Here is a 25,587-nt window from a genome sequence, read left to right as displayed (position 1 = left end):
TTTTTTGTAAGGGGAATTCCGTGAAACCTGCTGCTCGTCGCCGCGCCCGTGAATGTGCCGTCCAGGCACTTTACTCCTGGCAGTTGTCCCAGAACGACATCGCTGATGTTGAATACCAGTTCCTGTCAGAACAGGACGTGAAAGACGTTGACGTTCTGTACTTCCGTGAACTGCTGTCGGGAGTGGCGACTAATAGCGCGTATCTCGATGGTCTGATGAAGCCATACCTGTCCCGTCTGCTCGAAGAGCTGGGCCAGGTCGAAAAAGCAGTGTTGCGTATCGCGCTGTTTGAGCTGTCTAAACGTGATGATGTGCCGTACAAAGTGGCCATCAACGAAGCGATCGAACTGGCGAAAACCTTCGGCGCTGAAGACAGCCACAAGTTTGTTAACGGCGTGCTGGATAAAGCCGCACCTGCGATCCGTCCCCACAAAAAGTGATCCGCAAACCGGAGTTCTGCATTGCCTGACGGGCAGTGTGGCTCCGGTTTTTTCTTTTATTTGCTGAGGCATAACGTATGGCATGCGGCGAATTCTCCCTGATTGCCCGTTATTTCGACCGTGTCAGAACCTCTCGTCTTGATGTTGAAACCGGCATTGGCGATGACTGCGCACTTCTCAATATTCCCGAAAAACAGACGCTGGCAATCAGCACCGACACCTTAGTGTGTGGGCGACATTTCCTGCCCGACATCGATCCTGCCGATCTGGCGTATAAAGCGCTGGCGGTGAACGTCAGCGATCTGGCGGCAATGGGCGCCGACCCGGCCTGGCTGACGCTGGCTCTGACCTTGCCAGAGGTGGATGAAGCCTGGCTTGAAGCCTTCAGCGATGCCCTGTTTGAGCAGCTGAATTATTACGATATGCAGCTGATTGGCGGTGATACCACTGCCGGTCCGCTGTCGATGACCCTGGCAATCCACGGCTATGTGCCTGCCGGGCGCGCGCTGAAACGTTCGGGCGCAAAACCGGGCGACTGGATCTACGTGACCGGTACGCCGGGGGATAGCGCGGCAGGGCTGGCAATCCTTCAGAACCGTTTAACGGTTGAAGATGCTGACGATGCGGCGTACCTGGTGAAGCGCCATCTCCGGCCCACGCCGCGTATTTTGCACGGCCAGGCGCTGCGCGAGCGGGCCAGTTCGGCTATCGATTTGTCTGACGGGCTGATCTCCGATCTCGGCCATATCCTTAAAGCCAGCGGCGTGGGCGCGCGGATCGATCTGGATCTGTTTCCTCTGTCAGAGCCGTTGCGTCGCCATGCCGAGCCTGAGCAGGCGCTGCGATGGGCGTTATCCGGTGGAGAAGATTATGAGCTGTGCTTCACGGTGCCTGAGCTGAATCGCGGAACACTGGATGTGGCGTTAGCGCATCTGGGGGCGAAATTTACCTGCATCGGGCAGGTGATGCCGGAAAGTGAAGGGCTGCTGTTTGTCCGCGACGGCGCCCCGGTTACGCTTGACTGGAAAGGGTACGATCACTTCGCGTAATTTTGTGCGCTCTGTATTGCCGGGTGGCGCTGCGCTTACCCGGCCTACGGATTTTGTTCCCTGAATTGTTTATTTAAACCCTACCACCGGATGTTGCTGATACGGCGTCTCCAGCTCGGCAATCTGCTCCGGCGTCAACGATAAGTCCACCGCACTTAACAACTCATCCAGCTGTTCTTCCCGCGATGTGCCCACAATCGGCGCGGCGACACCGCGCTTGCTCAGCAGCCACGCCAGTGCCACCTGCGCGCGCGTTGCACCGATATCGTCGGCGATCCCGGCTAAGCGTTCGGCAATTAACGCATCGCTGGCTTCTGTATCGTCATACAGGTTTTTACCCACTTCGTCCGATACCAGCCGGGCGGTGGTTTCGCCCCACGGACGGGTTAACCTTCCGCGCGCCAGCGGGCTCCACGGGATCACCGCCACGCCTTCCTGGTAGCAGAGCGGCAGCATCTCGCGCTCTTCTTCCCGGTAAATCAGGTTGTAGTGATCCTGCATGGTGACAAAGCGCGCCCAGCCGTGCTGTGCCTGGAGATCGAGCGCCTGGGCAAACTGTGAGGCATGCATGGACGATGCGCCGATGTAGCGCGCTTTACCGGCTTTCACGACGTCGTTCAACGCTTCAAGCGTCTCTTCGATCGGGGTGTTGTAATCCCAGCGGTGGATTTGCAGCAGGTCGACGTAATCCATGTTCAGGCGTCTGAGGCTGTCATCAATAGAACGCAGGATCTGCGCGCGAGAAAGGCCTTCCGCCAGGTCGCCTGACGGGTAGTACACCTTAGTGGCGACCACAACGTCATCACGACGGGCAAAATCTCGCAGGGCGCGGCCAACAATCTCTTCGCTGCTGCCGTCGGAGTAGCTGTTGGCGGTATCGAAGAAGTTGATGCCGCCGTCAATGGCGCGCTTGATGATGGGGCGGCTGCTCTCTTCCGGCAGCGTCCAGGCATGATTTCCCCGGTCAGGCTCGCCAAACGTCATGCATCCCAGGCAAAGCCGGGACACCTTAAGGTCCGTTTTTCCTAATGTCGTGTATTGCATGGTTCCGCTCCTGCTGTTTAAACAATACGTTTAAGCATAGCAGGAGCAGAAAAGGGGAGGGATCAGGCCAGCCAGGTGCGGATTTTGGCTTCGATACCGGCGGCGTCCAGACCAATGTCGGCGCGCGCCTCATCCTGAGTGCCTTGCGGGATGAAGTGGTCCGGCAGGCCGAGATTAAGCACCGGAACGGCTTTATGGTTCGCCATCAGCACTTCGTTCACGCCGCTACCCGCGCCACCCATGATGGCGTTCTCTTCCAGCGTGACCAGCACGTCATGGCTTTCCGCCATGCTCAGAATCAGAGATTCATCGAGCGGCTTCACGAAGCGCATATCGACCAGCGTCGCATTCAGGTTTTCAGCGACTTTTGCCGCTTCCGGCATCAGCGTACCAAAGTTCAGGATCGCCACTTTTTCACCGCGACGTTTCACCAGACCTTTACCGATGTCCAGTTTTTCCAGCGGCTGTAATTCAACGCCAAGGGCATTACCGCGTGGATAGCGTACCGCGCAGGGACCGTCCTGATAGTGGTAACCGGTATACAGCATCTGACGACACTCATTTTCGTCGCTTGGCGTCATGATCACCATGTCCGGGATACAGCGCAGGAAGGAGAGATCAAACGCGCCCTGGTGCGTCTGGCCGTCAGCCCCCACAATGCCCGCGCGATCGATAGCAAACAGCACCGGCAGCTTCTGGATGGCAACGTCATGGATAACCTGATCGTAGGCGCGTTGCAGGAAGGTAGAGTAGATCGCTACCACCGGCTTGTAGCCGCCAATCGCCAGGCCCGCAGCAAAGGTTACCGCGTGTTGCTCGGCAATGGCGACGTCGAAATACTGGTCCGGGTATTTTTTGGAAAATTCCACCATGCCGGAGCCTTCACGCATGGCAGGCGTCACCGCCATCAGCATGTTGTCTTTCGCCGCCGTTTCGCACAGCCAGTCGCCGAAGATTTTTGAGTAGCTTGGCATCCCGCCGCTGCTTTTCGGCAGGCAGCCGCTGGTATGGTCGAACTTAGGCACTGCGTGGAAGGTGATCGGATCTTTCTCCGCCGGTTCGTAACCACGCCCTTTTTTGGTCATGATATGCAGGAACTGAGGGCCTTTCAGGTCGCGCATGTTTTTAAGCGTCGTCACCAGACCCAGCACATCGTGGCCGTCCACCGGGCCGATATAATTAAAGCCCAGCTCTTCGAACAGCGTACCCGGTACGACCATGCCTTTGATGTGTTCTTCGGTACGCTTAAGCAGCTCTTTGATCGGCGGTACGCCGGAGAAGACTTTTTTACCGCCTTCACGCAGTGAGGAGTAAAGCTTGCCGGACAGCAGCTGCGCCAGATGGTTATTCAGCGCGCCGACGTTCTCGGAGATCGACATTTCGTTATCGTTGAGGATCACCAGCATGTCCGGTTTGATATCGCCCGCGTGGTTCATGGCCTCAAAGGCCATCCCGGCGGTGATCGCCCCGTCGCCAATCACGCAGACAGTGCGACGTTGTTTATTCTCTTTTTCGGCGGCAACGGCAATACCAATGCCCGCAGAAATGGAGGTGGAAGAGTGGCCGACGCTTAACACGTCATATTCACTCTCGCCGCGCCACGGGAACGGGTGCAGGCCCCCTTTCTGGCGAATGGTGCCAATTTTATCGCGACGTCCGGTCAGAATTTTGTGCGGATAGGCCTGGTGGCCGACATCCCAGATCAGCTGATCGAACGGCGTGTTATAGACGTAATGCAACGCCACGGTCAGCTCAACCGTGCCAAGTCCGGAGGCGAAGTGGCCGCTGGAGCGGCTAACGCTGTCGAGCAGGTAGCGACGCAGCTCGTCACACAGCTTCGGCAGACTCTCTTTCGGCAACAGACGTAACTCCTGAGTGGAGTCAACTAACGCCAGTGTCGGGTATTTGGCAATATCAAAACTCATCAAAGGCTCATCGAGATTTATAGTTTATTTATCACGCTGGATTATGTAGTCCGCTAGCGCTTCCAGTGCCGAGGTATCCAGCGATTGCGCGGCCAGCTCATTCAGCGACTGGCGGGCATCGTCTATCAGATCCCGGGCTTTACGTTGGGCATGCTCAAGGCCCAACAGGGCGGGATAGGTACTTTTGCCAAGCTGCTGATCCGCACCCTGACGTTTTCCCAATGTTGCAGTATCGCCCACCACATCCAGAATGTCATCCTGAACCTGGAATGCCAGACCGATACTTTCTGCGTATCTGTCCAGAATCGGCAGGGCTTTACGCCCGCGTTCACCCGCGCTCAGCGCGCCCAGGCGAACGGCTGCACGAATCAGTGCGCCCGTTTTGTGACGGTGGATGCGCTCCAGCTGTTCCAGAGTAACCTGACGACCTTCAGCCTCTAAATCCAGCGCCTGGCCGCCGCACATCCCGGCGACGCCGCTGGCCATTGCCAGTTCGGACACCATTGCCAGACGATCGCGATCGCTCACTTCAACCATCGGCGCATCGCTCAGAATGGAGAAGGCCAGAGTTTGCAGCGCATCACCCGCCAGAATGGCATTCGCTTCGCCAAATTTGATATGGCAGGTTGGCTGACCGCGACGCAGATCGTCATCGTCCATGGCTGGCAAATCATCGTGGATCAGGGAATAGGCGTGGATACACTCCACGGCGGCTGCCGGGGCGTCCAGCGTGTTATCGCTGATACCGAACATGTTGCCCGTGGCATACACCAGGAATGGACGCAGGCGTTTACCCCCCAAGAGTGCGCCATAGTGCATGGCTTCAACCAGTGGAGTGTTCTGAAAAGGCTGCGGCTCAATGAAACGGCGCAGCGCGTCGTTGGCGCGGATGACGCGCGCCTGAAGCGCGTTGGAAAAATCCATTTACTCGGCGTCCGGTGTGAATGGCGTGGTTTTAGCGTCTTCGCTGTCGGAAAGCAGGATCTGCACACGCTGCTCGGCCTGCTGAAGCTTTACCTGCCCCTGGCGCGCAAGCTGCACACCGCGTTCAAATTCGTTGAGGGCATCTTCCAGCGGTAAATCGCCGCTCTCGAGGCGGGTAACAATCTGCTCAAGCTCACTCAGCGCAGTTTCAAAACTGGCCGGTGCGTCGTTCTTCTTCGGCATAGTGAATTAACTCTTATATTCTTCGCCCCAACATGGTAACGGACTCGGGGCAATTATCAAATAACGCGAGTGGCGCGATGGTGGTATACTTGCGCGCCTGGATGCAGCCACGGGTGTGGGCTGCTGTATCATTTTCCACTACAAGCCTTTATAAGCTTGCCTAAGAAACATTGCCGCCATGAAGTTTATCATTAAATTGTTCCCCGAAATCACCATCAAAAGCCAATCTGTGCGTTTGCGCTTTATTAAAATTCTCACCGGGAACATTCGTAACGTATTAAAACACTACGACGAAACGCTCGCTGTGGTGCGTCACTGGGACCACGTTGAAGTCCGCGCGAAAGACGAAAGCAAACGTCTTGATATTCGCGACGCGCTGACCCGTATCCCGGGTATTCACCATATTCTGGAAGTGGAAGACGTTCCGTTCAGCGATATGCACGATATCTTCGAAAAGGCGCTGGTACAGTACCGCGACCAGATCGAAGGCAAAACCTTCTGCGTGCGCGTGAAGCGTCGTGGTAAACACGAGTTCAGCTCGATTGAAGTCGAGCGCTACGTCGGCGGCGGTCTGAACCAGCACGTTGAGACGGCGCGCGTGCGCCTGACTAACCCGGACGTCACCGTTAACCTTGAGATCGAGAACGATCGTCTGCTGCTGGTTAAGGGTCGTTATGAAGGTATTGGTGGTTTCCCGATCGGCACGCAGGAAGATGTGCTGTCGCTGATCTCGGGCGGCTTCGACTCCGGCGTCTCCAGCTACATGCTGATGCGTCGCGGCTGCCGCGTGCACTACTGCTTCTTCAACCTGGGCGGGGCGGCGCATGAAATCGGCGTACGTCAGGTGGCGCATTACCTGTGGAACCGCTTCGGCAGCTCTCACCGCGTGCGTTTTGTGGCGATCAACTTTGAGCCGGTGGTCGGCGAAATCCTCGAAAAAGTGGACGACGGCCAGATGGGCGTGGTCCTGAAACGTATGATGGTGCGCGCGGCGTCCAAAGTGGCTGAGCGCTACGGCGTGCAGGCGCTGGTCACCGGTGAAGCGCTGGGGCAGGTCTCCAGCCAGACGCTGACCAACCTGCGTCTTATCGACAACGTGTCTGATACGCTGATCCTGCGCCCGCTGATCTCTCACGATAAAGAGCACATCATCGATCTGGCGCGTAAAATCGGTACTGAAGATTTTGCCCGTACCATGCCGGAATATTGCGGTGTGATCTCAAAAAGTCCAACCATTAAAGCGGTGAAGGCGAAGATCGAAGCGGAAGAAGAGAACTTCGATTTCAGCATCCTGGAAAAAGTGGTGGCGGAAGCGTCCAACATCGATATCCGTGAGATCGCCCAGCAGACCGAGCAGGAAGTGGTTGAGGTGGAGACGGTCAGCGGCTTTGGTGCTAACGATACGATTCTGGATATCCGTTCTGTTGATGAGCAGGATGACAAGCCGTTGCAGGTGGAAGGCGTGGAGGTGGTTTCGCTGCCGTTCTACAAGCTGAGCACCCAGTTTGGCGATCTCGACCAGAGCAAAACGTATCTGCTGTGGTGTGAGCGTGGGGTCATGAGCCGTTTGCAGGCGCTGTATCTGCGTGAGCAGGGCTTCGCGAACGTGAAGGTGTATCGCCCGTAGTTTATTGTCGAGGAGTGCGGCCTGATGCCCTCACCCCGTCCTTCTCCCGCAGGGAGAGGCCGCAAACATTAAAAACGGCAACCTCGGGTTGCCGTTTTGCTTTTACCTGGCGCCACCCGGCTTTTTTATTCGTAGTAGTTATAAATCCCCGCCGCCATCACCAGTGATGACGCGACTTCGTACGCTTTTTCGCGCCCAACCAGCAGGTCAATAATCTTCAGGCCAAAATCAATGGCGGTGCCCGGCCCCTGGCTGGTGAGCAGGTTAACGCGCGGATCCCAGACCACGCGTTTATCCACCCACTGGTCTTCCGGAATTGTATCCTTCAGACCAGGGAAGCCGGTCATATTGCCGATGGGGAAAATGTCGTGCGGAACCAGCACCGTACCTGCGGCTGCACAGATTGCCGCGACGATACGCCCGGAAAGATGAAACTGACGAACGGTTTCAACCAGCAGCGGGCTGTCGCGGAAACACTCAGCCCCCTTCAGACCACCCGGCAGAACGATAATGTCGTAATCACCGTCCGCCACCTGTACAAGCGGTGCATCCGCCAGAATCTTCACCCCACGCGAGCAGGTAATCGCCAGGCTTCCGTCGCTGGCGACGCTGGCGGTAGTAACCTTAATACCACCACGTACCAGCAAATCAATGGTGGTGACCGCTTCTGTCTCTTCGCTACCAGGGGCGAGGCATACCAGTGCCGATGCGCTCATACTCACTCTCCTTTCGTTTTACTAACTCAAACAGACGGCTATTTTCCGCAACGGTAATGCCATGTGCCCGGGCGCGTTTTAACAGATAACCGGTAATGTAATCAATTTCGGTATGCCGCATAGCCCGGATATCCTGCAACATTGAGGAGATATTTTCTGCCGTACTCTCAATGACCTGGTCGACATAATAACGTAAATCGGACTCTGAGGTGTGGTAGCCTTCGCGTTCAATGACGGCGGCAACTTCCCGGCAAATCAGCGCTACCCGATCAGGATGCTGGCGCAGTTCACCGTTAGGGCAATCCAGCAGGGCGGTCAGCGGATTAATCGCGCAGTTCACCGCCAGTTTGCGCCACAGTTCCGCGCGAATGTTATTGTGCCAGGCGACGTCAGGCAGCGTGCTTTGCAGGGTATCCGCAAGATAGCTGTAATCGCCGGGCTGTTCACGCGCGGGACCGATATGAGTGATACCACTGGCAACATGGATAATGACGTTACCGTCGCGACGCGCCGCGTGGGTGGTTGTCCCCATCAGCAGCGGTTGCCGGACAGATTTTAGCTCTTCAATGGTACCCATACCGTTGTGAATCAGCAGGATTGGCGTGCTTTCAGGTAACTGGACGGCCAGGCTTTTCACCGCATCGGAGACCTGCCAGGCCTTCAGCGTGACCAGCAGCAAATCGCTGGTGGCAAGAAATTCCGGATCGTTTGCCGTCAAAGACTCATTAAAAATTGAACCGTCTGTACCCATCACGTTCACACTGCAATAGGGCTGGGGAATTCGCAGCCAGCCCTGAACGTCGTGTCCCTGTTTGCATAGCGCTGTAAGCCAGAGTTGGCCAAGGGCTCCGCATCCAAGCACTGTTACTTTCATCGTTCCTCCTCACCTGCAACGGCGCCAGGTGCTATGACGCTAAGTATAGCGCCATCAGCTAAGCTTCTCGTTATGCCTCGTTGCGGGTATTATGCAACGCAACAAAAATGAAGGGAGAAGAAAAGATGCCATCTTTCGATATTGTTTCTGAAGTTGATTTGCAGGAAGCGCGTAACGGCGTAGAAAATGCTGTCCGTGAGGTTGAGTCACGTTTCGATTTTCGTGGCGTTGAGGCGACCATTGAACTGAACGACGCGAACAAGACGATCAAAGTCCTGAGCGAGTCTGATTTCCAGGTCAACCAGTTGCTGGATATCCTGCGCGCCAAGCTGCTCAAGCGCGGCATTGAAGGGACCTCACTCGATGTGCCGGAAGATTTTGTTCACAGCGGCAAAACCTGGTTTGTGGAAGCGAAGCTGAAGCAGGGTATTGAAAGCGCCGTGCAGAAGAAAATCGTGAAGCTTATCAAAGACAGTAAGCTCAAAGTGCAGGCGCAGATCCAGGGGGAAGAGATCCGCGTGACCGGAAAATCCCGTGATGACCTGCAATCCGTGATGGCGCTGGTGCGTGGCGGCGATCTCGGTCAGCCATTCCAGTTTAAAAACTTCCGCGATTAAGACAATCATGCCCGGCTAAACCGGGCATTTTTTCAGGCCTTCAGCGCCTGCTCTACCTCAAAGCGGTTAGTCACTTTGCTGTCAATTTTGACATACGCACTGCGCTCTTCCGGGACAATCAGCACTTCGCTCACGCCCTCTGTCGCTTCCAGACGCTGTTGTAACGCGTCACCGATTGCCACGTCATCGGGAATTTCTACCCGCAGGCTACTCACGTAACGCGGCTCTTTCATGGTGCTGGCCACAAACAGCCAGAGCATCGCCAGCAGCGCACCGGCGAGGAAAACGGTCTGGGAGTCAAACAGACCATCCACCCAGCCGCCGAGTGACCCGCCGATCGCCACGCCGAGAAACTGGCTGGTGGAGTAAATGCCCATCGCGGTGCCTTTGTATCCTGCCGGAGACTCTTTGCTGATAAGCGACGGCAGCAGGGCTTCCATCAGATTAAAGGCCAGGAAGAACAGTTGTACGCCAGCGATCAGCTCCCAGAAATGCGGGCCGGCGCCCCACAGCACAATCTCGGCAATCAGCAGTAACGCCACGCAGCCCACGAAGACGCGTTTCATTTTGCGCTTCACTTCGGCGTAAATAATGAAGGGCACAACGGAGACAAACGAGATCAGCATTGTGACCAGATAAATTTTCCAGTGCTCTGCCGCCGGAAAACCTGCTGAGGCCAGTTGACCGGGCAGGGCGACGAAGGTGGACATCAGCAGAATGTGCAGGCACATAATGCCGAAGTTCAGCTTAAGCAGGCGCGGCTCGGCGATGACTTTGCTGAAGCAGCCTTTGACCATCCCGGATTCACGGTTGAGGACGTGGTTTTTACTGTCAGGTACAACCCACAGCGTGAGTGCGATCCCGATGGTCGCCAGCACCGCAATCATCCAGAACAGGGCGTGCAGGCCGAGTGAATGGGTGATAACGGGCCCCAGCACCATGGCAATGGCAAACGTGACGCCAAAGCTGACGCCGATAAACGCCATGGCTTTGGTGCGGTTTTGCTCGCGGGTTAAGTCTGACAGCAGCGCCATCACGGCGGCGGCAATCGCCCCGGAACCTTGCAGGGCGCGCCCAAGAATAATTCCCCAGATGGAGTGGGAGAGGGCGGCGATGATGCTGCCGAGCACAAACACCAGCAGCCCGCCGACAATCAGCGGTTTGCGACCCACTCGGTCGGAGAGCAAGCCAAAGGGGATCTGGAATATTGCCTGCGCCAGGCCGTAGATACCGATCGCCAGACCGATCAGCGCTTCGCTGGCACCCTGTAACGCCATGCCATATGTGGTCAGAACGGGCAGGACCATAAACATGCCAAGCATCCGCAGCGAGAAAACAGTCCCTAAACCCCAGGTCGCACGCAGTTCGCCTGGCGTCATTTTATAATCGTTCATTACCACCTCAGTTCAAAAGCAGGCCATAGTGTAGTGCGGGGAAGGGGCGGGGTAAATAATCGGTTATTTAACAAATATTACATACGTTACTAATAGATTTCATGAATAAAAAAGGGGTGCCGAAGCACCCCTTTATGTCCTTGCTATAGCTTACCAGACGTAAGTCAGCAGGTTTTGTGAATCAGGCACCATGAAGTCTACGGACATCATCACGGACAGGGAGGTGATGGCGACAATCGAGAACACAAACAGCTTGCGTGCCCAGACCTTGTCATCTTCCACTTTGTAACCGCGCAGGGCCATGCCGAGCCACCAGACGCTCACCGCAGCTGCTACCACCAGATATTTATATCCGGCGTAACCGCCCAGAGAGAGCATCAGCGTTGCCACGGCAAAAGCGATGATGTAGAGCGTGATGTGGTTCTTGGCAACCGAAATGCCTTTCACGACCGGCAGAACCGGAATGTTCGCCGCCTGATAATCCTTAAAGCGGAAAATCGCGATGGCGTAGGAGTGCGGCATCTGCCACAGGCTAAAGATAGCCAGCAGGATCAGCGCACCGCTGTCGAACTCGTTCGTGACGGCGCAGTAGCCAATCACCGGCGGCGCAGCGCCGGAGAGAGAACCAATCAGCGTGCCGTAGACGGAGTGACGTTTCATATACAGGCTGTAGACGCCTACATACACCACGAACCCCATCACCCCCAGCCAGCAGGCCAGTGGGTTAGCACCAAACCACAGCAGCATAAAGCCAGCAATACCCAGCAAGGTGGCGTACACCAGCGAGACGGAAGGGGCAATCAGGCCTTTAACCAGCACCCGATTTTTGGTCCTTTCCATCTTCTTGTCGATATCCATGTCGATGTAGTTGTTAAATACACAACCGGACGCAACCACCAGTGACACACCGACCAGGGTGTAAATAAAGAGGGTGTAATCAATGCTGCCTTTAGAGGCCAGCAGGAACCCTCCGATTACGGAGATCAGGTTGCCAAAGATGATGCCTGGTTTCGTGACTTGCAGGTATTGCTTAAACATACTCGCCGCTCTTAGTGAACCATCATGTTGTAGTTAAGATTCCACATAATCCAGATGGAACCGACTACCAGGATAGCGATGATAATCACGGTAAAGATAAAGGCCGTCATGTTCCAGCCTTCATCGGACTTGGTGTTCATGTGCAGGAAGCAAACCAGATGCACCAGAATCTGAATCACCGCGGTCACCAGGATTGCGCCCAGGATAACCGGCTTAGATGCAGAACCGTTCATCACCATCCAGAACGGGATCACCGTCAGAATGATCGACAGGATGAAACCTGTCATGTAGGTTTTTACGCTGCCGTGGGAAGCGCCATGATCGTTAGAATGACTCATTACATCGCCCCCATCAGATAGACAACAGAGAACACACAGATCCATACCACGTCCAGGAAGTGCCAGAACAGGCTCAGGCACATAATACGGGTACGGTTAGTACTGGTCAGGCCGCGACGGGAGATCTGGAACATCAGTACCGCCATCCAGATCAGACCCGAGGTCACGTGCAGACCGTGGGTGCCGACCAGCGCGAAGAACGCTGACAGGAAGCCGCTACGATCCGGGCCGAAACCTTCCATGATCAGGTGATGGAATTCATAGATTTCCATCCCGATAAAGCCAGCACCAAACAGCCAGGTCAACGCCAGCCAGGAGACAACCTGGCTCTTGTTGTTTTTGTACATGGCGATAGCCGCCATGCCGTAGGTGATGGAGCTGAATAACAGCAGTGCGGTTTCAACCAGTACGAACGGCAGCTCAAAGATGTCCTTACCGGTCGGGCCGCCCGCTGTGCCGTTCACCAGAACGGCATAGGTTGCGAACAGACAGCAGAACAGGATGCAGTCGCTCATCAGGTAGATCCAGAAACCGAAGACTTTCGTCGGTCCTGTATCATGGTGCGCATGTTCATGCGCGTGGGCAGTCGAGTGCGCCAGAGTATCAGTTGCCATTTTTCAGCCCCGCTTTAGAAATCTCGTCAAAATGCTGGTTTTCCAGCTTTTCAACTTCACGGACTGGTACGTAGTAGTCCACGTCCTCGTCAAAGCTCTTCACAATCCAGCTGATTACGATGCCAGCGAAGCCAACAATCGCCATCCACCAGATGTGCCAGATCATTGCGAAACCAAATACCGTTGCGAAGGCGGCAATGACGATGCCCGCACCGCTGTTTTTCGGCATATGGATCTCTTCGTAATGTTCAGGTTGCTTGTACGCTTCACCTTTTTCTTTCATTTCCCAGAATGCGTCACGCTCATGAATGTGCGGCACTACGGCAAAGTTATAGAACGGAGGTGGAGAAGAGGTAGACCACTCCAGCGTACGGCCACCCCACGGGTCACCGGTCAGGTCGCGGTTCAGGTTACGGTCACGGATAGACACGTAGTACTGAATCAGCTGGCACAGAATACCGCAGGCAATCAGCGCTGCGCCGCCCGCTGCAATCATCAGCATTGGGTGGAACTGCGGATCGATCTGCTGGCTCAGACGACGGGTCATACCCATGAAGCCCAGCACGTACAGCGGCATAAACGCCACGAAGAAGCCGATGATCCAGAACCAGAACGCGCGTTTACCCCATTTTTCGTTCAGGGTGAAACCGAAGGCTTTTGGCCACCAGTAGGTCACACCAGCGAAGCAGCCGAAGACAACACCACCGATGATAACGTTATGGAAGTGCGCAATCAGGAACAGACTGTTGTGCAGAACGAAGTCAGCACCAGGTACCGCCAGCAGTACCCCGGTCATCCCACCTACGGAGAAGGTTACGATGAAGCCGATGGTCCACAGCATGGCTGAGTGGAACACGATACGACCCTGGTACATGGTGAACAGCCAGTTGAAGATCTTAACCCCGGTCGGGATCGCGATAATCATGGTGGTAATACCGAAGAAGGCGTTTACGTTGGCGCCCGCACCCATGGTGAAGAAGTGGTGCAGCCAGACAATGAACGACAGAACGGTAATACATACGGTTGCCCACACCAGAGAGGTGTAACCAAACAGACGTTTACGCGAGAAGGTTGCCGCGATTTCGGAGAACACACCGAACACCGGCAGAACCAGGATGTACACTTCCGGGTGACCCCAGGCCCAAATCAGGTTGATGTACATCATCATGTTGCCACCCATATCATTCGTGAAGAAATGGGTACCCAGATAGCGATCCAGGGTCAGCAGCGCGATGGTGACGGTCAGAATTGGGAACGACGCGATAATCAGGACGTTGGCGCACAGAGATGCCCAGGTAAATACTGGCATCTTGAACATCGTCATACCTGGTGCACGCATCTTCAGGATGGTCACGAAGAAGTTAATACCGGTCAGAGTGGTACCGACACCGGAGAGCTGAAGCGCCCAAATCCAGTAGTCAACGCCCACGCCCGGACTGTACTCAATTCCCGACAGCGGCGGGTAGGCCAGCCAGCCGGTCTGAGCAAATTCGCCCACACCCAGTGACAGGTTAACCAGGATAACGCCGACAACCGTAAACCAGAAGCTCAGGTTGTTCAGGAACGGGAACGCAACGTCGCGCGCGCCGATTTGCAGCGGAACGACCACGTTCATCAGACCGATTACCAGCGGCATCGCCACGAAGAAGATCATGATAACGCCGTGGGCGGTAAAGATCTGATCATAGTGGTGCGGTGGCAGGAAGCCGGCTTCGCCCGCAGACGCAAGCGCCTGCTGGCTACGCATCATGATTGCATCCGCAAAGCCACGAATTAACATGACGATACCGACGATGCAGTACATGATACCGAGTTTTTTGTGGTCAACCGAAGTCAGCCACTCATTCCACAGGTAGCTCCACTTACCGAAGTAAGTGATCAGGCCAACTAAGGCCGCGCCACCAATGATAATTGCAGCCACCGTAACCATAATAATCGGTTCATGGTAGGGCACTGCATCCAGTGTCAATTTTCCGAACATTTTCTTCCTCGGCCCCTTAGTGAGCGGTTTCCGCGTGGCTCATGTCCATGCCTTCCATACCCTGGTGCGTGTTGTGCTCGCCTTCAGGCTGGGTCATGTCCATGCTCATGCCGTGATCCATAAATTTGCCAATAACATCTTTGAACAGATTCGGTTTCACGTTAGAGAAGTACTCCACCTTGTTGTATTCGCTAGGTGCAGCCACATTTTCGAACGCCGCCATGTCAGACATGGTGTTGGTAGACTGCTTCGCTTTTGCAACCCACTGGTCGAAAGTCGCGCGGTCTGGCGTAGCGATAGCTTTGAACTTCATACCCGAGAAGCCCGGGCCACTATAGCTGGCGGAGATACCGTCGTAGGTGCCTGCTTCATTCGCGATCAGGTGCAGGTTAGTCTGCATACCGGCCATCGCGTAAATCTGGCTGCCCAGACGTGGGATGAAGAAGGAGTTCATTACGGAGTTGGAGGTCACTTTGAACTGAACCGGAGTGTTCGCCGGGAAGGCGATTTCATTCACGGTAGCAATGCCCTGTTCTGGATAGATGAAGAACCATTTCCAGTCCATGGAGACCACTTCAATGGTAATCGGTTTTTCATCGTGAACCAGCGGTTTGCTCGGCTCAAGTGCGTGAGTGGTTTTCCAGGTCAGTACAGCAAGGAACAGGATGATCAGAATAGGTACCGTCCAGACCACAGCTTCCACTTTATTGGAGTGTGACCAGTTAGGGCTATACTTCGCATCTTTATTGCTCGCACGATACTTCCAGGCGAAACCAACAGCCATCAAGATGGCAGGAATAACCACAATCAACATCAGGCCAAAAGCCGTCAGTATCAATGAACGTTGTTCCAGTCCAATCTGTCCTTTGGGGTCTAGTAGTGCAGAATCGCAGCCACTGAGTAATACAGTGCCTGCGAATAATGACAACCATCCCAAACTTTTATTGTATTTCCTGAGTCTCATTTAACGACCTCAATTCCACGGGAGTCTGGTGGCGTTTAAAGTGTGGGGGCATTTTACGGGAAGGTTACATTACTGTAAACATCATTAGCCCTGTGTCAGGAAGGTGTTACCGGGTTCTGCCGCACATGTCACAAGTGTTGCAAATTATGTCGCGTTTTCCGGGGGAAGCCGCACGGAGTGGGCGTTATAACGAAAGGGTGCCCCAGCATACCGCAAAAGGGACAATTGGTATAACCATTGCGGAAAATACACAAATAATTAACAATTAATTATCAATAAAAAGACAACTAAAAAACGAAAATTCAATCTTTCGAATGCTGAATCGTTTAACGGAAAATAGCGTAGCGAAATAAGCTCCAATAATTTCCGAATGCTATCCCGCACAAAACAACAAATATTTTTTTTGCCGATGGCGGTTATTTCGCCGTTATAATTTCGTGTCGTTATTACAACGGGAAATAACCTTTCGCTTTTTACTTCATGTCATCTGCGTTTTCCGCAGTGACATGAAATCCAGCATCCCACCGGTCAGGATACCCACGATGGCGAGAAACACGCCTGCATCAAGCAGCTGGGTTTCAAAAGGAAGCGACAAGGTGGTCGTCGCATTGATAATGAGAACCGCGAGCCACACTACCAGCGCAAGACAACCTCCCATCAGCAGACGCAGGGCAAACCGGTAAGCAGCCTGATATTCCGTGCGCGGCATGAAGTGTTCCGTCCGCTGGGTATATTCCAGCGTCTGGCGACAGACCAGCAACAATAAAATCCCCGGCACAGCCGCCACCACCGAGAAGAGATAAAATGTCGGCCAGCCGTGGGCTTCAACAAACCAGCCCGCGACGGGACCTACGTACACGCGCCCGACGGCTGAGAGGGCAGAGAGCAGGGCAAACTGGGTGGCGGAAAATGACTTATTGCACAGCGTCATCAGCAGGGCGACAAATGCCGCAGTGCCCATACCTCCGCACAGATTTTCAAAGAATACCGCCGTCGCCATGCTGATCATATGCTTGTCGGTGATCGACAGCAGCCAGTAACCGGCATTCGAAGCGCCCTGAAGGATGCCGAAGATCAGCAGAGCACGGAACAGCGACAGACGCTGCATCAATACGCCGCCGTACAGCGCGCCGACGATCGTGGCAAACAGCCCCAGGGTTTTGTTCACCACGCCGACCTCCCCCGCATCAAACCCGACGCCGCGGATCAGGAAGGTGGTGGTCAGACTCATGGCGAAAGCGTCGCCGAGCTTATAAAGGACAATCAGCAGCAGGATCAGCCAGGCATTATTGCGACCAAAGAAGTCGCGGAGCGGTGCGGCGACGGCCTGCTCCAGCGAGCGGGGAACCGGAATCACATCGCTCGGTTCAGGCGCGAATAGCGTGGCAATAATGCAGGGGATCAGCAGAGCGGCCATCAGCCAGTACATTCCCTGCCAGCCGAGATAGCGGTCGGCAAGCCAGAGGGCCAGCCCGCCGGAAACCAGCATACCCAGGCGGTAGCCAAGCACGCTGATTGCCGCACCGGCACCACGCTCTTCCGCTGGCAGGACGTCCGTCTTCCAGGCGTCAAAAACAATGTCCTGCGAAGCGGAGCAGAAGGCGATGACCACCGCAAGCGCGGCCATCCAGCGCAGCTGTGTTGACGGCTCAAGGAAACCCATTGCGGCAATGGCCAGCAACAGCAGCACCTGCGTCATCGCTAACCAACCGCGACGGCGCCCGAGGAACGGTGGGGTATAGCGATCCATCACCGGCGACCACAGGAACTTAAAAACGTAAGCCTGGCCGACGAGCGAGAAGAAACCAATGGTTTTAAGATCGATGTTCTCAACCGTCATCCACGCCTGTAACGTGCCGGAGGTGAGCGCAAGGGGCAAACCGGAGGCGAAACCAAGGATCAGCAGAATAGCTGATTTCGGTTGCTGGAAAATGCGTAAGTAGTGACTGGACATGTTCTTATGAACTGACCCGGTGAAGCACCGGGTCAGTCAGCAGGATTAACGGGCGTTCTGCTTGATGAAGTCGTGAATGCTGGTGTCCTGTGCCATGTCGGCAATGGTGTCAGTCAGCACGCTGTTAACCGCGTCAGCGATATTTTTGTTGGAGGCCTGGAATGCGCCTTCAACGGAATAGCTCGCACGGTAGTTTTTGTTCATTTTGTTGCCGTTCTTCGCGGTAGCGATGATGGCGATATCGGCTTTAGTCGCAATGTTGTAGCGAACGTTACCCTGGGAGACGTCAGCGTACAGGTTGTTCACGATGATTTGCAGATCAACCGCGCCGCTTGGGCCAATCATGTAGCCGCGGGAGGTCATCTGTTTCTCCAGCACTTCCTGCAACAGGAAGCGCAGGTCGCGGGAGGCGGTCAGCGTGACCTGTTGGTTGTCGCGAGTCACTTTCGCCAGCGCCTGGTCCTGACGCTGATCGGCGCCATTAATGCTGACCGTAACGCCCATCAGGCTTGGATCCTGCTGAGGCAGGGTAATTTTTGGTGAAACGTCAATGGTCGTCGGCGGAGTCGCGCAGCCGGCGAGCATAAAGAGTGCTACCAACGGAAAGAAGAGTTTTTTTAACATTTTCGGGTTCTCAACGAATCGTAAGCAAAGAGAGAAAAATTGCCGCCATCATAACATCGCTAACGGCCAGGGGAAGTGGTCAACGCATGTAAATTCATCGCCTTGTCCGAAAACTGACCACCTTTCCGCTTTTCTCTGCCTGTAAGTGACAAAACGTATGAACCTCATAGTGAACTTCATTCGTTTGGGTGAGAAAATCAGACGAAAGCTAAATATTTGTTGTCAAGGTGTAATGGAACCGGTAAAAGCGGCTAATATTTAAAGGGATGGGTGACATCTTAGCGTTGTCGGAGGAGTGATTTCATGATGATACGTGAACAGATAGAAGAAAAATTAAGGGCAGCGTTCAACCCTGTGTTTCTCGAAGTTGTCGACGAAAGCTATCGTCATAACGTGCCGGCAGGTTCTGAAAGCCACTTTAAAGTGGTTCTGGTCAGCGATCGCTTCACGGGAGAACGTTTCCTGAACCGACACCGCTTGATCTACAGCACCTTGACGGAAGAACTCTCCACAACCGTACATGCGCTGGCGCTGCATACCTACACCATTAAGGAATGGGAAGGGCTACAGGATACGGTATTCGCATCACCGCCTTGTCGGGGTGCAGGCACCATCGCCTGATAAATCGGATTTGCAACCGCCGGAGTTTTTCCAGTATGTTGCTTACAGATTTCGTCAAGACGGCCTTCGGGCCGTTTTGTTTTGTCTGAGTTTTGAGCGGATGGCGCGTTTTTAAGGCTAAAAATAGCCTTAAAGTGTGAAAAAAGCCGCAGCAACATGCTCCAACCGTTCTCGACTCACCTAAGTGATGCCGCTATAATGCCGCGTCTTATTGAATGTCTTCGGGATGATTCTGGCGACAGGGAATGTGAATCTGCACATAAGAGAGCATCCCGGTATAACAGACAGATTCAGAGTTGACCGAGCACTGTGATTTTTTTGAGGTAACAAGATGCAAGTTTCAGTTGAAACCACTCAAGGCCTTGGCCGCCGTGTAACGATTACTATCGCTGCTGACAGCATCGAAACTGCTGTGAAAAGCGAGCTGGTCAACGTAGCAAAAAAAGTACGTATTGACGGCTTCCGCAAGGGCAAAGTACCAATGAATGTTGTTGCTCAGCGTTATGGCGCTTCCGTGCGTCAGGATGTGCTGGGTGAACTGATGAGCCGCAACTTTATCGACGCGATCATCAAAGAAAAAATCAATCCAGCCGGTGCGCCGAACTACGTTCCAGGCGAATACAAGCAGGGCGAAGACTTCACCTACTCCGTAGAGTTCGAAGTGTACCCGGAAGTTGAGCTGAAAGGTCTGGAATCTATCGAAGTTGAAAAACCGATCGTTTCCGTGACCGACGAAGACGTTGACGGCATGCTGGATACCCTGCGTAAGCAGCAGGCGAACTGGAAAGAGAAAGAAGGCGCTGTTGACGCAGAAGACCGCGTAACCATCGACTTCACCGGTTCTGTAGACGGCGAAGAGTTCGAAGGCGGTAAAGCGTCTGATTTCGTACTGGCGATGGGCCAGGGTCGTATGATCCCAGGCTTCGAAGACGGTATCAAAGGCCACAAAGCGGGCGAAGAGTTCACCATCGACGTGACCTTCCCTGAAGAATACCACGCTGAAAACCTGAAAGGTAAAGCAGCGAAGTTCGTTATCAACCTGAAGAAAGTGGAAGAGCGCGAACTGCCAGAACTGACTGAAGAATTCATCAAGCGTTTCGGCGTGGAAGACGGTTCTGTTGCGGGCCTGCGTACCGAAGTGCGTAAAAACATGGAGCGCGAGCTGAACGGCGCTGTACGTAACCGCGTGAAGTCTCAGGCGATTGAAGGTCTGGTGAAAGCGAACGACATCGACGTTCCTGCTGCCCTGATCGACAGCGAAATCGACGTTCTGCGCCGTCAGGCTGCACAGCGCTTCGGTGGCAACCAGCAGCAAGCGATGGAACTGCCACGCGAGCTGTTCGAAGAGCAAGCGAAACGTCGCGTTGTTGTTGGCCTGCTGCTGGGCGAAGTGATTCGTACCCACGAGCTGAAAGCTGACGAAGAGCGTGTGAAAGGCCTGATCGAAGAGATGGCTTCTGCATACGAAGATCCATCAGAAGTGATCGAGTTCTACGGTAAGAACAAAGAGCTGATGGACAACATGCGCAACGTCGCGCTGGAAGAGCAGGCTGTAGAAGCGGTACTGGCGAAAGCGAAAGTCACCGAAAAAGAGACCTCTTTCACCGAACTGATGAACCAGCAGGCGTAATTTCGCCCCAACGGTTTAAAGTTTGAACAAAAAACCCGTTGCCCTCCGGCGACGGGTTTTTTTTATCACAGCTTTAGTCCTGGAAGGGTGCTAAAACGCCCTTTCAGTGTTAGCGTTACAACAAAACGTTGTTATGCTTGAAATAGGGCATGGCGACCCCCATTAGTATGTAATCACGATGATTGAGACTGGCTGATAATCCGTCCATAAGGTTACAATCAGTACAGCAGGTGTTTTCAATTTTGAACCAGGAGACGGAAATGTCATACAGTGGCGAACGAGATAACTTTGCACCCCATATGGCGCTGGTGCCAATGGTTATTGAACAGACCTCACGCGGTGAGCGTTCTTTCGATATCTATTCCCGTCTGCTCAAGGAACGCGTTATCTTTCTGACCGGCCAGGTGGAAGACCATATGGCTAACCTGATCGTGGCGCAGATGCTGTTCCTGGAAGCGGAAAACCCGGAAAAAGACATTTACCTGTATATCAACTCGCCGGGCGGTGTGATTACGGCGGGCATGTCTATTTATGACACCATGCAATTCATCAAGCCGGATGTCAGCACCATCTGTATGGGGCAGGCGGCGTCCATGGGGGCTTTCCTGTTAACCGCAGGGGCGAAAGGTAAGCGTTTCTGCCTGCCTAACTCCCGCGTGATGATTCACCAGCCGCTGGGTGGTTACCAGGGCCAGGCGACGGATATTGAAATCCACGCCCGAGAAATTCTGAAAGTAAAAGCGCGCATGAATGAACTTATGGCGCAGCATACGGGTCAACCTCTCGAGCAGATCGAGCGCGATACCGAGCGCGATCGCTTCCTCTCTGCGCCAGAGGCAGTTGAGTACGGCTTAGTCGACTCCATTTTGACCCATCGTAATTGATGCCCGCGACGCGAGTGTGCCGCTATACTAAGGTAGGGCGGCACGTTGCCTGTAAGCAGCTTGCGTCTGAGAATGGCATTTGCGTCGTCATGTGCGGCACATAGAACTTAAAAAGAGGTTTGGACTCATGACAGATAAACGCAAAGATGGTTCGGGCAAACTGCTGTACTGCTCTTTTTGCGGCAAAAGCCAGCATGAAGTGCGTAAACTGATTGCCGGGCCGTCCGTGTATATCTGCGACGAATGCGTCGATTTATGTAACGACATCATTCGCGAAGAGATTAAAGAAGTCGCGCCGCACCGTGAGCGCAGCGCGTTACCAACGCCACACGAGATTCGCCACCACCTGGACGACTATGTTATTGGTCAGGAGCAGGCGAAAAAAGTGCTGGCGGTGGCGGTATACAACCACTACAAACGTCTGCGTAACGGCGATACCAGCAATGGCGTAGAACTGGGCAAAAGTAACATTTTGCTGATCGGGCCTACCGGTTCCGGTAAAACCCTGCTGGCAGAAACGCTGGCGCGCCTGCTGGATGTTCCGTTCACTATGGCGGATGCCACCACCCTGACCGAAGCCGGTTATGTGGGTGAAGACGTTGAAAATATTATCCAGAAGCTGCTCCAGAAGTGCGATTACGACGTACAGAAAGCCCAGCGCGGGATCGTCTATATCGATGAGATCGACAAAATCTCTCGTAAATCAGACAACCCGTCCATCACCCGTGACGTCTCGGGCGAGGGCGTGCAGCAGGCGCTCCTGAAGCTGATTGAAGGTACGGTTGCGGCTGTTCCACCGCAGGGTGGGCGTAAACATCCGCAGCAGGAATTCTTGCAGGTTGATACCTCTAAGATCCTGTTTATCTGTGGTGGTGCGTTTGCAGGCCTGGATAAAGTGATCTCTCACCGTGTGGAAACCGGCTCCGGCATTGGTTTTGGCGCAACGGTGAAAGCCACGTCTGAAAAACCAAACGAAGGCCAGCTGCTGGCGCAGGTTGAGCCGGAAGATCTGATCAAATTCGGTTTGATTCCGGAATTTATCGGCCGTCTGCCGGTTGTGGCGACCCTGAACGAACTGAGCGAAGACGCGTTGATTCAGATCCTGAAAGAGCCGAAAAACGCGCTGACCAAGCAGTATCAGGCGCTGTTTAATCTTGAAGGCGTTGAGCTGGAATTCCGTGACGAAGCGTTGGACGCGATTGCCAAGAAAGCGATGGCGCGTAAAACCGGTGCCCGTGGCCTGCGTTCTATCGTGGAAGCAGCATTGCTCGACACGATGTACGATCTTCCTTCTATGGAAGACGTCGAAAAAGTCGTGATCGACGAGTCCGTCATTGGTGGCCAGACCAAGCCGTTACTGATTTACGGTAAACCGGAAGCGCAGCAGGCATCTGGCGAATAATTCACCATTTCATACAATCAGTTAATCAAAAAGGGGGGATTTTATCTCCCCTTTACTTTTTCCGTATTCATGGCGTTGAATGTATGGGAAACATCCCCATATACTGGATTACATGTTAATGGTTGTGTGAAGCACAGTTACATGACCAGTTTACCTGGCGGACACTAAACTAAGAGAGAGCTCTATGAATCCTGAGCGTTCTGAACGCATTGAAATCCCCGTATTGCCGTTGCGCGATGTGGTGGTTTATCCGCACATGGTCATACCCTTATTTGTAGGGCGGGAAAAATCTATCCGTTGCCTCGAAGCCGCCATGGATCATGATAAAAAAATCATGTTGGTCGCGCAGAAAGAAGCATCAACGGATGAGCCGGGTGTAAACGATCTTTTCACCGTCGGGACCGTGGCCTCTATTTTGCAGATGCTGAAGCTGCCAGACGGCACCGTGAAGGTGCTGGTGGAAGGCTTACAGCGTGCGCGTATTACCACTCTGTCAGACGATGGCGAGCACTTCTCTGCGAAGGCAGAGTACCTTGATTCACCGGAACTTGATGAGCGCGAGCAGGAAGTGCTGGTACGCACCGCGATCAGCCAGTTCGAAGGCTACATCAAGCTGAATAAGAAAATCCCACCTGAAGTGCTGACGTCGCTGAACAGCATCGACGATCCTGCACGTCTGGCGGATACCATCGCTGCGCATATGCCGCTGAAGCTGGCTGACAAACAGTCCGTGCTGGAAATGTCCGACGTTAACGAACGTCTGGAATACCTGATGGCGATGATGGAGTCTGAGATCGATCTGCTCCAGGTTGAGAAGCGCATTCGCAACCGCGTCAAAAAGCAGATGGAAAAATCGCAGCGTGAGTACTATCTGAACGAGCAAATGAAAGCCATTCAGAAAGAGCTCGGCGAGATGGACGATGCGCCGGATGAAAACGAAGCGCTGAAGCGTAAGATCGACGCGGCGAAGATGCCGAAAGAGGCGAAAGAGAAAGCTGAAGCTGAGTTGCAGAAGCTGAAAATGATGTCTCCGATGTCGGCGGAAGCGACCGTTGTACGCGGCTACATTGAGTGGATGGTGCAGGTTCCGTGGAATGCCCGCAGCAAGGTCAAAAAAGACCTGCGTCAGGCCCAGGAGATCCTGGATACCGACCACTACGGCCTGGAACGTGTGAAAGACCGCATTCTTGAGTACCTCGCGGTACAGAGCCGTGTGAACAAAATCAAAGGCCCAATCCTGTGCCTGGTAGGGCCTCCAGGGGTGGGTAAAACCTCTCTGGGCCAGTCCATCGCCAAAGCGACAGGGCGTAAGTACATCCGTATGGCGCTGGGCGGCGTGCGTGATGAAGCGGAAATCCGCGGTCACCGCCGTACCTACATCGGTTCCATGCCGGGCAAGCTTATCCAGAAAATGGCGAAAGTGGGCGTCAAAAACCCGCTGTTCCTGCTCGATGAGATCGACAAAATGTCTTCGGACATGCGTGGCGATCCGGCGTCGGCGTTACTGGAAGTGCTTGATCCAGAGCAGAACGTGGCGTTTAGCGATCACTACCTGGAAGTGGATTACGACCTGAGCGATGTGATGTTTGTGGCGACGTCGAACTCCATGAACATTCCGGCGCCGCTGCTGGACCGTATGGAAGTGATCCGTCTGTCAGGTTATACCGAAGACGAGAAGCTGAACATTGCCAAACAGCACCTGCTGCCGAAGCAGATTGAGCGTAACGCGCTGAAAGCCAACGAGCTGACCGTTGAGGACAGCGCCATTGTCGGCATTATTCGTTACTACACCCGTGAAGCGGGTGTGCGTAGCCTCGAACGTGAGATCTCTAAGCTGTGCCGTAAGGCGGTGAAACAGCTGCTGCTGGATAAGAGCCTGAAGCACATCGTGATTAACGGCGACAATCTGCATGCGTACCTGGGCGTTCAACGCTTCGACTACGGTCGCGCAGACAACGAAAACCGTGTTGGTCAGGTGACCGGTCTGGCATGGACGGAAGTGGGCGGCGATCTGCTGACCATCGAAACCGCCTGTGTTCCGGGCAAAGGCAAGCTGACCTACACCGGTTCGCTGGGTGAAGTGATGCAGGAGTCCATCCAGGCGGCGCTGACCGTGGTGCGCGCGCGTGCGGAAAAACTGGGTATCAACCCGGATTTCTACGAAAAACGCGACATTCACGTTCACGTTCCGGAAGGGGCGACGCCGAAAGATGGCCCAAGCGCGGGTATTGCCATGTGTACTGCGCTGGTTTCCTGCCTGACAGGTAATCCGGTTCGTGCTGATGTGGCCATGACCGGTGAAATTACGCTGCGTGGTCAGGTACTGCCTATCGGCGGGTTAAAAGAAAAACTGCTGGCGGCACACCGCGGTGGGATCAAAACCGTATTGATCCCTTACGAGAATAAACGCGATCTGGAAGAGATTCCGGACAACGTTATTGCCGATTTGCAGATCCATCCGGTGAAACGCATTGAGGAAGTTCTGACTCTCGCACTGCAAAATGAACCGTCCGGAATGCAGGTTGTAACCGCAAAATAGTGACCTCGCGCAAAGAGCGCCAATAAAAACAAGGCTGGTAAGTCATTTCGTACTTGCCAGCCTTTTTTTGTATAGCTAATTTAGATTGCTGATTGGGTTAGCCATCAACAACGGGTGTTGTAAGGTCATAGCAGGACTGATATAA

23 protein-coding genes are annotated in these 25,587 nt (G+C 54.2%); 9 read left to right on the top strand and 14 right to left on the bottom strand.

The features are described 5' to 3' along the window. Positions 1-20 precede the first annotated feature (20 nt). Positions 21-440: a transcription antitermination factor NusB gene (nusB, locus tag ACOTZD_RS17410; protein WP_006809908.1), complete on the top strand. Its 420-nt coding sequence runs from the start codon at positions 21-23 to the stop codon at positions 438-440. 77 nt (positions 441-517) lie between these two features. Next, on the top strand, positions 518-1,489 hold the full coding sequence (gene thiL, locus ACOTZD_RS17405; RefSeq protein WP_023315516.1) for a thiamine-phosphate kinase: 972 nt from the start codon (positions 518-520) through the stop codon (positions 1,487-1,489). A 69-nt stretch (positions 1,490-1,558) separates the two neighbouring features. Here the strand turns inward: thiL and ACOTZD_RS17400 are convergent, their stop codons facing one another. The 4 genes from ACOTZD_RS17400 to xseB all read right to left on the bottom strand — a co-directional run bounded on the left by ACOTZD_RS17400 (position 1,559) and on the right by xseB (position 5,625). After that, positions 1,559-2,533: an aldo/keto reductase gene (locus ACOTZD_RS17400; protein WP_017383171.1), complete on the bottom strand. Its 975-nt coding sequence runs from the start codon at positions 2,531-2,533 to the stop codon at positions 1,559-1,561. A gap of 62 nt (positions 2,534-2,595) precedes the next feature. Next, entirely contained in the window at positions 2,596-4,458 is a 1,863-nt protein-coding gene (dxs, locus tag ACOTZD_RS17395) for a 1-deoxy-D-xylulose-5-phosphate synthase (RefSeq protein WP_045330256.1), read from the bottom strand. Positions 4,459-4,482: 24 nt separating this feature from the next. Further along, positions 4,483-5,382 carry a (2E,6E)-farnesyl diphosphate synthase gene (gene ispA / locus ACOTZD_RS17390; RefSeq protein ID WP_032608639.1) on the bottom strand — a complete coding sequence of 300 codons (900 nt, stop codon included), beginning with the start codon at positions 5,380-5,382 and terminating at the stop codon, positions 4,483-4,485. Continuing rightward, complete coding sequence (gene xseB, locus ACOTZD_RS17385; protein WP_003859094.1) at positions 5,383-5,625, bottom strand: exodeoxyribonuclease VII small subunit; 243 nt, start codon at positions 5,623-5,625, stop codon at positions 5,383-5,385. Between the two features lie 178 nt (positions 5,626-5,803). On the opposite strand from xseB, the gene thiI reads away from it, so the two are divergent. Further along, positions 5,804-7,252 carry a tRNA uracil 4-sulfurtransferase ThiI gene (thiI, locus tag ACOTZD_RS17380; protein ID WP_022650463.1) on the top strand — a complete coding sequence of 483 codons (1,449 nt, stop codon included), beginning with the start codon at positions 5,804-5,806 and terminating at the stop codon, positions 7,250-7,252. A 125-nt stretch (positions 7,253-7,377) separates the two neighbouring features. Here thiI and yajL read toward each other — a convergent pair whose 3' ends face one another. Together yajL and panE are read right to left on the bottom strand one after the other, a co-directional pair. Next, entirely contained in the window at positions 7,378-7,968 is a 591-nt protein-coding gene (gene yajL / locus ACOTZD_RS17375; RefSeq protein WP_003859085.1) for a protein deglycase YajL, read from the bottom strand. Further along, on the bottom strand, positions 7,931-8,842 hold the full coding sequence (gene panE, locus ACOTZD_RS17370; protein ID WP_174402110.1) for a 2-dehydropantoate 2-reductase: 912 nt from the start codon (positions 8,840-8,842) through the stop codon (positions 7,931-7,933). The genes yajL and panE overlap by 38 nt, the downstream gene beginning before the upstream one ends. A gap of 125 nt (positions 8,843-8,967) precedes the next feature. Here panE and ACOTZD_RS17365 point away from each other — a divergent pair, with 125 nt between their 5' ends. After that, positions 8,968-9,459 carry a YajQ family cyclic di-GMP-binding protein gene (locus ACOTZD_RS17365; RefSeq protein WP_017383179.1) on the top strand — a complete coding sequence of 164 codons (492 nt, stop codon included), beginning with the start codon at positions 8,968-8,970 and terminating at the stop codon, positions 9,457-9,459. A 32-nt stretch (positions 9,460-9,491) separates the two neighbouring features. Here ACOTZD_RS17365 and ACOTZD_RS17360 read toward each other — a convergent pair whose 3' ends face one another. The 8 genes from ACOTZD_RS17360 to ACOTZD_RS17325 form a co-directional block, all read right to left on the bottom strand. Continuing rightward, positions 9,492-10,853, bottom strand: coding sequence for an MFS transporter (locus tag ACOTZD_RS17360; RefSeq protein WP_022650465.1), 1,362 nt, complete (start codon positions 10,851-10,853; stop codon positions 9,492-9,494). Positions 10,854-11,003: 150 nt separating this feature from the next. Next, positions 11,004-11,891 (bottom strand): heme o synthase, encoded by an 888-nt coding sequence (gene cyoE, locus ACOTZD_RS17355; protein WP_003859062.1) that lies wholly within the window; start codon positions 11,889-11,891, stop codon positions 11,004-11,006. A gap of 11 nt (positions 11,892-11,902) precedes the next feature. Beyond that, positions 11,903-12,229: a cytochrome o ubiquinol oxidase subunit IV gene (locus ACOTZD_RS17350; protein WP_006809888.1), complete on the bottom strand. Its 327-nt coding sequence runs from the start codon at positions 12,227-12,229 to the stop codon at positions 11,903-11,905. Further along, positions 12,229-12,843: a cytochrome o ubiquinol oxidase subunit III gene (locus ACOTZD_RS17345; protein ID WP_003859057.1), complete on the bottom strand. Its 615-nt coding sequence runs from the start codon at positions 12,841-12,843 to the stop codon at positions 12,229-12,231. Before ACOTZD_RS17345 ends, ACOTZD_RS17350 begins: the two co-directional genes overlap by 1 nt. Further along, complete coding sequence (gene cyoB / locus ACOTZD_RS17340) at positions 12,833-14,824, bottom strand: cytochrome o ubiquinol oxidase subunit I (protein ID WP_022650473.1); 1,992 nt, start codon at positions 14,822-14,824, stop codon at positions 12,833-12,835. Before cyoB ends, ACOTZD_RS17345 begins: the two co-directional genes overlap by 11 nt. A 16-nt stretch (positions 14,825-14,840) precedes the next feature. After that, positions 14,841-15,788 (bottom strand): cytochrome o ubiquinol oxidase subunit II, encoded by a 948-nt coding sequence (cyoA, locus tag ACOTZD_RS17335; RefSeq protein WP_174402109.1) that lies wholly within the window; start codon positions 15,786-15,788, stop codon positions 14,841-14,843. 478 nt (positions 15,789-16,266) lie between these two features. Next, positions 16,267-17,742: a muropeptide MFS transporter AmpG gene (ampG, locus tag ACOTZD_RS17330; RefSeq protein WP_032665560.1), complete on the bottom strand. Its 1,476-nt coding sequence runs from the start codon at positions 17,740-17,742 to the stop codon at positions 16,267-16,269. A 45-nt stretch (positions 17,743-17,787) separates the two neighbouring features. After that, complete coding sequence (locus ACOTZD_RS17325) at positions 17,788-18,366, bottom strand: lipoprotein (protein ID WP_003859052.1); 579 nt, start codon at positions 18,364-18,366, stop codon at positions 17,788-17,790. Positions 18,367-18,669: 303 nt separating this feature from the next. Here ACOTZD_RS17325 and bolA point away from each other — a divergent pair, with 303 nt between their 5' ends. The 5 genes from bolA to lon all read left to right on the top strand — a co-directional run bounded on the left by bolA (position 18,670) and on the right by lon (position 25,442). Next, positions 18,670-18,987, top strand: coding sequence for a transcriptional regulator BolA (gene bolA / locus ACOTZD_RS17320; protein WP_003859051.1), 318 nt, complete (start codon positions 18,670-18,672; stop codon positions 18,985-18,987). Positions 18,988-19,318: 331 nt separating this feature from the next. Next, on the top strand, positions 19,319-20,617 hold the full coding sequence (tig, locus tag ACOTZD_RS17315) for a trigger factor (protein ID WP_015571277.1): 1,299 nt from the start codon (positions 19,319-19,321) through the stop codon (positions 20,615-20,617). Positions 20,618-20,877: 260 nt separating this feature from the next. Further along, entirely contained in the window at positions 20,878-21,501 is a 624-nt protein-coding gene (clpP, locus tag ACOTZD_RS17310) for an ATP-dependent Clp endopeptidase proteolytic subunit ClpP (RefSeq protein WP_006809880.1), read from the top strand. Between the two features lie 127 nt (positions 21,502-21,628). Further along, entirely contained in the window at positions 21,629-22,903 is a 1,275-nt protein-coding gene (gene clpX / locus ACOTZD_RS17305) for an ATP-dependent protease ATP-binding subunit ClpX (RefSeq protein WP_006809879.1), read from the top strand. A gap of 184 nt (positions 22,904-23,087) precedes the next feature. Further along, positions 23,088-25,442: an endopeptidase La gene (gene lon / locus ACOTZD_RS17300; RefSeq protein WP_006809878.1), complete on the top strand. Its 2,355-nt coding sequence runs from the start codon at positions 23,088-23,090 to the stop codon at positions 25,440-25,442. Positions 25,443-25,587 lie beyond the last annotated feature (145 nt).

Source organism: Enterobacter cloacae complex sp. SHL022 (assembly GCF_049237785.1).
Lineage (GTDB): Bacteria > Pseudomonadota > Gammaproteobacteria > Enterobacterales > Enterobacteriaceae > Enterobacter > Enterobacter hormaechei_C.
The sequence above is the reverse complement of the archived record's forward strand: the minus strand, read 5'-3'. Positions and strand labels throughout refer to the sequence as shown.